We start from the raw sequence: 6,410 nt of genomic DNA, 5'->3' as shown, positions 1-6,410 counted from the left end.
GCACACCAAGATCTTGTCAGAGCCCTACCCGACGATTCATCAGACACGCCCTAGGCCCGCACGGCGTCCACGTAGTCCGCGCCGACCGGCACCTCGGTGATCACGTCGACGAGCACCCCGGCCGGGTCGGCGACGATGAAGTGGCGCTGACCGAAGTCCTCGGTGCGCAGGTCCAGCTCGGGGCGCAGGCCGGCGCCGCGGACGAGGCGCTCGTACTCCGCGTCGACGTCGGGCACCTCGACGTTGAGCAGCAGGCCCCGCGCGGTCGTGTGGAACCCCGCGGGGACCGTCGGGTGCGTGGCGTCGACGAACGCCAGCTCGTGGGCGCCCCGTCGCAGGCTCACGTACCAGTCCACGGTGAACACCACCTCGAAGCCGAAGTGCTCGACCCAGAAGTCCGTCGACGCCGCGACGTCGGCGACGGCGAGGACGGGGTAGAAGCCGGTCGGTTCCATGCGCGCTCCCTTGACGTACCGTTGGTACGCGAACGGTGACTGACGTACCATCGGTACGTCAAGTCCGGAGAGGGGACCACGTGGCCGGGGTGCGGGAGGAGCAGCGGGCGCGGACGCGGCGCGCGCTCGTCGACCGGGCGCGTGAGCTGTTCGCCGCCCGCGGCTACGCGGACGTCGGGCTCGCGGAGCTCGTCGGGGCGGCCGGCGTGACCAAGGGCGCGCTCTACCACCAGTTCGAGGGCAAGGCCGAGCTGTTCGAGGTGGTGCTGGGCGAGGTCGCCGCCGAGGTGGCCGAGGCCGTCGTCCTCGCCGCCGGGGCCCACGAGGACCCGTGGGACCGGTTCCTCGCGGGCTGCCGGGCGTTCCTCGTCGCGAGCACCGACCCGTCGGTGGCCCGGATCGTCCTCGTCGACGGCCCGGCCGTGCTGGGGTGGACGCGGTGGCGGGCGCTCGACGAGGCCACGTCGGGCCGGCACCTCGTCGAGGCTCTCGAGGCGCTCGCCGTCCACGGGGTGATCGCCCCGCGCCCCGTGGCGCCCCTGGCGCACCTGCTCAACGGCGCGATGAACGAGGCGGCGCTGTGGCTCGCCGACGAGCCGGACCAGCTCGACGCGGTCTGGGCGGAGCTCGCGGGGATGCTCGACGGGCTGCGCTGAGCGTGCACCGCATCACGACGGGCACCCCCACGACGGGCCGTACCATCGCGTCCACGCCCGCACCGTCGTAGGAATCCCCGGAGGACCCACGTGACCAGGCCCGAACCCGCCACCGCCGTCGGCACCGGAGGGGTCAAGCGCGGCCTCGCGGACATGCTCAAGGGCGGCGTGATCATGGACGTGGTCACGCCCGAGCAGGCGAAGATCGCCGAGGACGCCGGCGCCGTGGCCGTCATGGCCCTCGAGCGCGTGCCGGCGGACATCCGCGCCGACGGCGGCGTGGCGCGCATGTCGGACCCCGACATGATCACCGGCATCGTCGACGCCGTCTCCATCCCCGTGATGGCGAAGGCCCGCATCGGGCACTTCGTCGAGGCCCAGGTGCTGCAGTCGCTCGGCGTGGACTACGTCGACGAGTCCGAGGTGCTCACCCCCGCCGACGAGGCCCACCACATCGACAAGTGGGCGTTCACCGTCCCCTTCGTCTGCGGCGCGACCAACCTCGGCGAGGCCCTGCGGCGCCTCGGCGAGGGCGCGGCCATGATCCGCTCGAAGGGAGAGGCGGGCACCGGCAACGTCGTCGAGGCCACACGCCACATGCGGGCGATCCGCTCGGAGATCCGGGCGCTGTCGCGGATGGACCCGCAGGAGCTCTACGCCGCGGCGAAGGAGCTGCGGGCGCCGGTGGGGCTGGTGCAGGAGGTGGCCGAGTCCGGACGCCTGCCCGTCGTGCTGTTCACCGCGGGCGGCATCGCGACCCCGGCCGACGCGGCGATGATGATGCAGCTCGGGGCCGAGGGCGTGTTCGTGGGCTCGGGCATCTTCAAGTCCGGCGACCCGGCCCGGCGTGCCGAGGCGATCGTGCGGGCGACGACCTTCCACGACGACCCCGACGTGATCGCGAAGGTCTCGGCCGGGCTCGGCGAGGCGATGGTCGGGCGCACCACCACCGACATGCCCGAGCACGAGCGGCTCGCCACGCGCGGCTGGTGAGGTTCACGGGAAGATCACGACGCGGCGTGGGACGATCCGGGCGATGACCGCGTCGCACGGGTCCCCGCGTCGCCTGGTCGGGCTGCGCCCGACCGGGTCGGCACGTGACGCCGCCGACGGCTCCGACGCCGAGGCCCGCACCGAGACGATGCGGACGACCCCGTCGGCGCCTCCCACACCCCCCGAGCCCCCGGCCCCCCGTCGGCCGGGGCCCCGGGCCCGCGAGGAGGAGGACGTCGAGCCGCCCGCGCAGCGCAACGGCATGGGCACGCCGGCGCTGGTGCTCGGCCTGCTCGCCGCGGCCACGTGCTGGACCGGCTGGGCCGGGGTGGTGCTCGGCCTGCCCGCGGTGGTCGCCGGGTTCCTCGGCGCGCGGCGCGCGTTCCGGAACCTCGCCACCGACGGTGCCTCGTCGCTCGGTGGGCTCGTCGTCGGGTTCGTCGGACTGGTCGTGGGTGCCGTGATCGTGTGGCCGACGCTGTTCGGCACCGGGGGCTTCGGGGACGGGCTGACCCTCGACCAGTGCATGGCGCAATCGACGACGGCCCGCGAGATGCACATGTGCAAGTCGCAGCACCTCGCCGAGTTCAACGAGCGCTACCCGAACGCCGCCGAGTAGCCGGCGATGGCACGATCGCGCCATGACGTCCGCTCCGCCGCCCGCGCGCGAGGACCGCGACCAGCGTGAGCGCGACGGCGGCCTCGGCACCGCCGCGCTCGCCCTCGGGCTGCTCGCCGTCGGCACCTGCTGGCTCGGCTGGCCGGGCCTCGTCCTGGGGCTGCTCGGGGTGGTCGTGGGGTTCATCGGCTCCCGCCGCGCGTTCCACGACCGGCACCGCAGCGGCGCGATGTCGCTCAGCGGCTTCGTGCTGTCCCTGATCGGCCTGATCGTCGGCGCGTGGCTCGTCGTGCCGGGCCTGCTCGGCATCGGCACCTTCGGCGAGGGCCTGACCCTCGACGAGTGCATGGCCCAGGCGCAGGGCCAGCAGGAGGAGCGCATGTGCGCCTCCCAGCACCTCGACGAGTACCGCGCCCGCTACGGCGATCCCGGCGGCACGGGCGGGTAGCCACGCGCTCCTAGACTGGTGCCGTGAGCGCACCCGTCGGCGTCCTGGCCCTCCAGGGCAACATCCCCGAGCACCTCGACGCGCTGCGCGCCTGCGGCGCCGAGGCCGTCCCGGTGCGCCGTCCCTCCGAGCTCGCGGAGGTTGCCGGCCTGGTGCTGCCCGGCGGCGAGTCGACGACACTCTCGAAGCTCCTCGAGGCCGTGGAGCTGCTCGAGCCGCTGCGCGAGCGCCTGCGCGCCGGGATGCCGGCGTTCGGCTCCTGCGCGGGCATGATCCTGCTCGCGCGCGAGGCCATCGACGCCCGCCCCGACCAGCACCAGCTCGGCGCCCTCGACATCACGGTGCGCCGCAACGCGTTCGGTCGGCAGGTGGCGTCGTTCGAGTCCGACCTGGCGGTCACCGGGGTCGCGGGCGGCCCCGTGCGCGCGGTGTTCATCCGCGCCCCGTGGGTGGAGTCGACGGGCCGCGGCGTCGAGGTGCTGGCCCGGGTGCCGGGCAGCGTCGCGGGCCCGGCGTCGGGCAAGGTCGTCGCGGTGCGCCAGGGCCCGGTGATGGCGACGGCGTTCCACCCCGAGCAGACCGGCGACGCCCGCCTGCACGACCTCTTCCTGCGCCGGGTCCGCGACAGCGTCGCGGCGGGCTAGCAGTCGCGCAGCTCGGGGCTCTGGTTCAGGAGCTGGCCGCGCGCCGAGACGAACTCCTGCCAGACGGCCCCACCGACGGCGCTCGGCCGGAAGGCGGCGACGCGATGGCAGTTCTGGAACGCGAGCTTGACGTCGAAGTGGCGCTCGAGGCCGCCGCGGATGGCGTCGGAGGCCAGCGCCCGGAGCAGCTGACCGCGCTCGGCCTCGCTCGGCGGCGGGATCTCGTGGTCGGCGAGCTCGCCCTCGGAGAGCTCGAGGTCGGCGACGACCGAGGAGATCACCGTCCACGCGTAGGGCAGCGATGCGCGCACGCAGTCGACGAACTCCGCGTCGGTCACCTGCCCACGGGCGGCGGTGTCGAGCAGCTCCGGCGAGACGTCCAGGGACACGGGGGAACCTCCGGGATCGGGCGGGTGTGTCCTCCGAGCGAAGATCAGGGGCCGGGGCGGCGGCAATCGGCCGTCAGGAGGTGCTCAGAGCGTGACGGCCGTGGGGCCCGGCACGAACTCCGGATCGATCTGCTCGGCCAGGGCGGAGCCTGCCCAGGCAGCGGCGTTCCGTCGGTGCATCGCCACCGCGTCGGCCTGGTAGCGCTCCCAGTCCTTGCGACGGCGTCGACGGCTGCGCGCAGGTCGTCGAGCACCGCGACGTGCCCGGACTCCAACCCGGTGATGTCCCGGGGCGCGCCGCGGTCGCCCGCGCGCACGTGGGCCGAGCGCCCGAGGACGCCGACGAGGTCGTCGCCGACCTCGGACGCCAGGTACTCGGCGTCCGCCGCGTCCTCGACCTTGTTGCCGACGACGGCCAGCCGCACCCCGAAGTCGCGGGCGTAGCCGGCGTACTGGCGGTACACGCCGACCGAGCGCCGGGTGGGCTCGCAGACGAGGAACGTGAGGTCGAAGCGGGTGAACAGGCCCGAGGCGAAGGCGTCGGCGCCGGCGGTCATGTCGACGACGACGTACTCGTCGGGACCGTCGACCAGGTGGTTGAGCAGCAGTTCCACCGCGCCGGTCTTGGCGTGGAAGCAGGCGACGCCCAGGTCGGCGTCCTCGAACGCGCCGGCGAGACCGAGGCGCACGCCGGGCACGACCTCGCGCACCGCGGCGTCGTAGACCGGGTTGTCCTCGACGACGCGCAGCAGGCGCGACCCGCGTCCGGGCGGCGTCGTCTTGATCATCTGGTCGGCCGAGGGGATGCGCGGGTTGTCGCCGCGCAGCCACTCCTTGATCAGACCCAGGTGGGCGGGGAGCGTCGGGAGCCCGGCGGCGTCGGACTCGGTCGCGCCCAGCGCGACCGCCAGGTTCTGGTTGATGTCGGCGTCCAGGGCGAGCACGGGTGCCCCCGTGGCGGCCGCCCGCAATGCGAACAGCGAGGCGCAGGTGGTCTTCCCGCTCCCGCCCTTGCCGACGAACGCGACCTTCACCCGGAACTCCTCTCGTAACGCTGCGCCGAACGAGTGACTACTCTAAGTCATGCGGGGCTTCGCATATCCGGGTGGTCATCGGGCAGGGTGTCGGCATGCGTCTGGGGCTCTTCCTGGTCTCTCCGCAGTGGCCGGGACGCTCGCACGGCGAGGCGCTGGCCGAGACCGTGCGCCTGGCGCAGCTGGCCGACGGGCTCGGTCTCGACGACGTCTGGCTCGCCGAGCACCACTTCGTCTCCTACGGCGTGTGTCCCTCGGCGGTGACCCTCGCCGGCCACCTGCTCGGCACCACGACGCGTGTCGACGTGGGCACTGCGGTGAGCGTGCTGCCGGTGACCCACCCCGTCGCGCTGGCCGAGCAGGCCGCGATGCTCGATCAGCTCGCCCCGGGGCGCTTCACTCTCGGGATCGGCCGGGGCGGGCCGTGGCGTGAGCTGGTGGTCCAGGGCGGGGGCGTCGAGCGATTCGCGTGCGGCTTCGCCGAGGAGCTCGACGCGCTGCTCGGGGCCTGGCGCGCCCCCACCGTCGCCGGGCCCGGGCCGACCGTGCCGTTCCCCCGGGTCGCCGTGGTGCCGCGCCCCGCGACGCCCGGCGGCCCGCCGGTGCGCGTCGCGGCGACGAGCGAGGCCACCGTCGATGTGGCCGCCGACCGCGGCCTGCCGCTGCTGCTCGGGATGCACGCCGACGACGCCGAGCGGGCCGCGATGGTGCGGCGCTGGACGACGCGGGCCGGGTGCGCCGGCGACCACGTGGCGGTCGGGATCGCGCACGTGGCCGACACCCGGGCGGACGCGGTCCGCGAGGTGCGCGAGGCCCTGCCGACCTGGCTCGGGCCGGGGCTCGCCGGTCACGTGCGCGCCGACGGGGCCCCGCGCACGCTGCGCGACCCGGTCGCCTATACCGACCTGCTGTGCCGCCTGCACCCTGTGGGCTCGGTCGACGACGTCGCTGAACGCCTCGCGGAGACCGCCGCCGCAACGGGTGTGGAGCGCCTCGCGCTCATGGTGCAGACCACCGGCGACCCCGCCCGCACCACCGCGACCGTCGAGGCCCTCGCCCACGTGCGTGGTCTTCTGAGCTGTCACTCAGAAGATCACGCACCTGGGAGGCGGTAGCGGATCCGGACGCGCCTGGAGGCATGGTGGTTGCGGGGGCCCAGCGCTGGATATCGC

8 protein-coding genes and 1 pseudogene are annotated in these 6,410 nt (G+C 74.3%); 6 read left to right on the top strand and 3 right to left on the bottom strand.

The features are described 5' to 3' along the window. Positions 1-50: 50 nt before the first annotated feature. The gene (locus PH189_RS26400; RefSeq protein ID WP_274191837.1) at positions 51-455 is read right to left on the bottom strand and encodes a VOC family protein; all 405 of its coding nucleotides are present in this window, start codon (positions 453-455) and stop codon (positions 51-53) included. 80 nt (positions 456-535) lie between these two features. Between PH189_RS26400 and PH189_RS26395 the strand changes: the two genes are divergently transcribed. From PH189_RS26395 to pdxT, 5 genes are all read left to right on the top strand, one after another. Next, positions 536-1,111 (top strand): TetR/AcrR family transcriptional regulator, encoded by a 576-nt coding sequence (locus tag PH189_RS26395; RefSeq protein WP_274191836.1) that lies wholly within the window; start codon positions 536-538, stop codon positions 1,109-1,111. 90 nt (positions 1,112-1,201) lie between these two features. Further along, entirely contained in the window at positions 1,202-2,104 is a 903-nt protein-coding gene (pdxS, locus tag PH189_RS26390) for a pyridoxal 5'-phosphate synthase lyase subunit PdxS (protein ID WP_274191835.1), read from the top strand. Between the two features lie 43 nt (positions 2,105-2,147). After that, entirely contained in the window at positions 2,148-2,723 is a 576-nt protein-coding gene (locus PH189_RS26385; protein ID WP_274191834.1) for a hypothetical protein, read from the top strand. Positions 2,724-2,745: 22 nt separating this feature from the next. Continuing rightward, positions 2,746-3,171: a hypothetical protein gene (locus PH189_RS26380; RefSeq protein ID WP_274191833.1), complete on the top strand. Its 426-nt coding sequence runs from the start codon at positions 2,746-2,748 to the stop codon at positions 3,169-3,171. Positions 3,172-3,194: 23 nt separating this feature from the next. Further along, a complete protein-coding gene (gene pdxT, locus PH189_RS26375) occupies positions 3,195-3,815 on the top strand; it encodes a pyridoxal 5'-phosphate synthase glutaminase subunit PdxT (protein WP_274191832.1) in 621 nt (206 codons plus the stop codon). Here the strand turns inward: pdxT and PH189_RS26370 are convergent. Then, a complete protein-coding gene (locus PH189_RS26370) occupies positions 3,812-4,204 on the bottom strand; it encodes an SCO5389 family protein (RefSeq protein ID WP_274191831.1) in 393 nt (130 codons plus the stop codon). The two genes, pdxT and PH189_RS26370, sit on opposite strands and share 4 nt — an antisense overlap. An 84-nt stretch (positions 4,205-4,288) precedes the next feature. After that, positions 4,289-5,238, bottom strand: a pseudogene (locus PH189_RS26365) (ATP-binding protein). 95 nt (positions 5,239-5,333) lie between these two features. Here PH189_RS26365 and PH189_RS26360 point away from each other — a divergent pair. Continuing rightward, positions 5,334-6,353, top strand: coding sequence for an LLM class flavin-dependent oxidoreductase (locus PH189_RS26360; RefSeq protein WP_274191830.1), 1,020 nt, complete (start codon positions 5,334-5,336; stop codon positions 6,351-6,353). Positions 6,354-6,410: the final 57 nt, after the last annotated feature.

Origin of the sequence: Actinomycetospora chibensis, from assembly GCF_028737215.1 — a bacterium.
Classification (GTDB): domain Bacteria; phylum Actinomycetota; class Actinomycetes; order Mycobacteriales; family Pseudonocardiaceae; genus Actinomycetospora; species Actinomycetospora chibensis.
Note: the sequence above shows the minus strand (reverse complement) of the source record. Positions and strands in the feature narration are given on the sequence as shown.

What these genes read in the sequence shown, in the direction of transcription:
- PH189_RS26400 (WP_274191837.1), bottom strand. Translation starts at nt 455, where the DNA reads ATGGAACCGACCGGCTTCTACCCCGTCCTCGCCGTCGCCGACGTCGCG.
- PH189_RS26385 (WP_274191834.1), top strand. Translation starts at nt 2,148, where the DNA reads ATGACCGCGTCGCACGGGTCCCCGCGTCGCCTGGTCGGGCTGCGCCCG.
- PH189_RS26380 (WP_274191833.1), top strand. Translation starts at nt 2,746, where the DNA reads ATGACGTCCGCTCCGCCGCCCGCGCGCGAGGACCGCGACCAGCGTGAG.
- PH189_RS26360 (WP_274191830.1), top strand. Translation starts at nt 5,334, where the DNA reads ATGCGTCTGGGGCTCTTCCTGGTCTCTCCGCAGTGGCCGGGACGCTCG.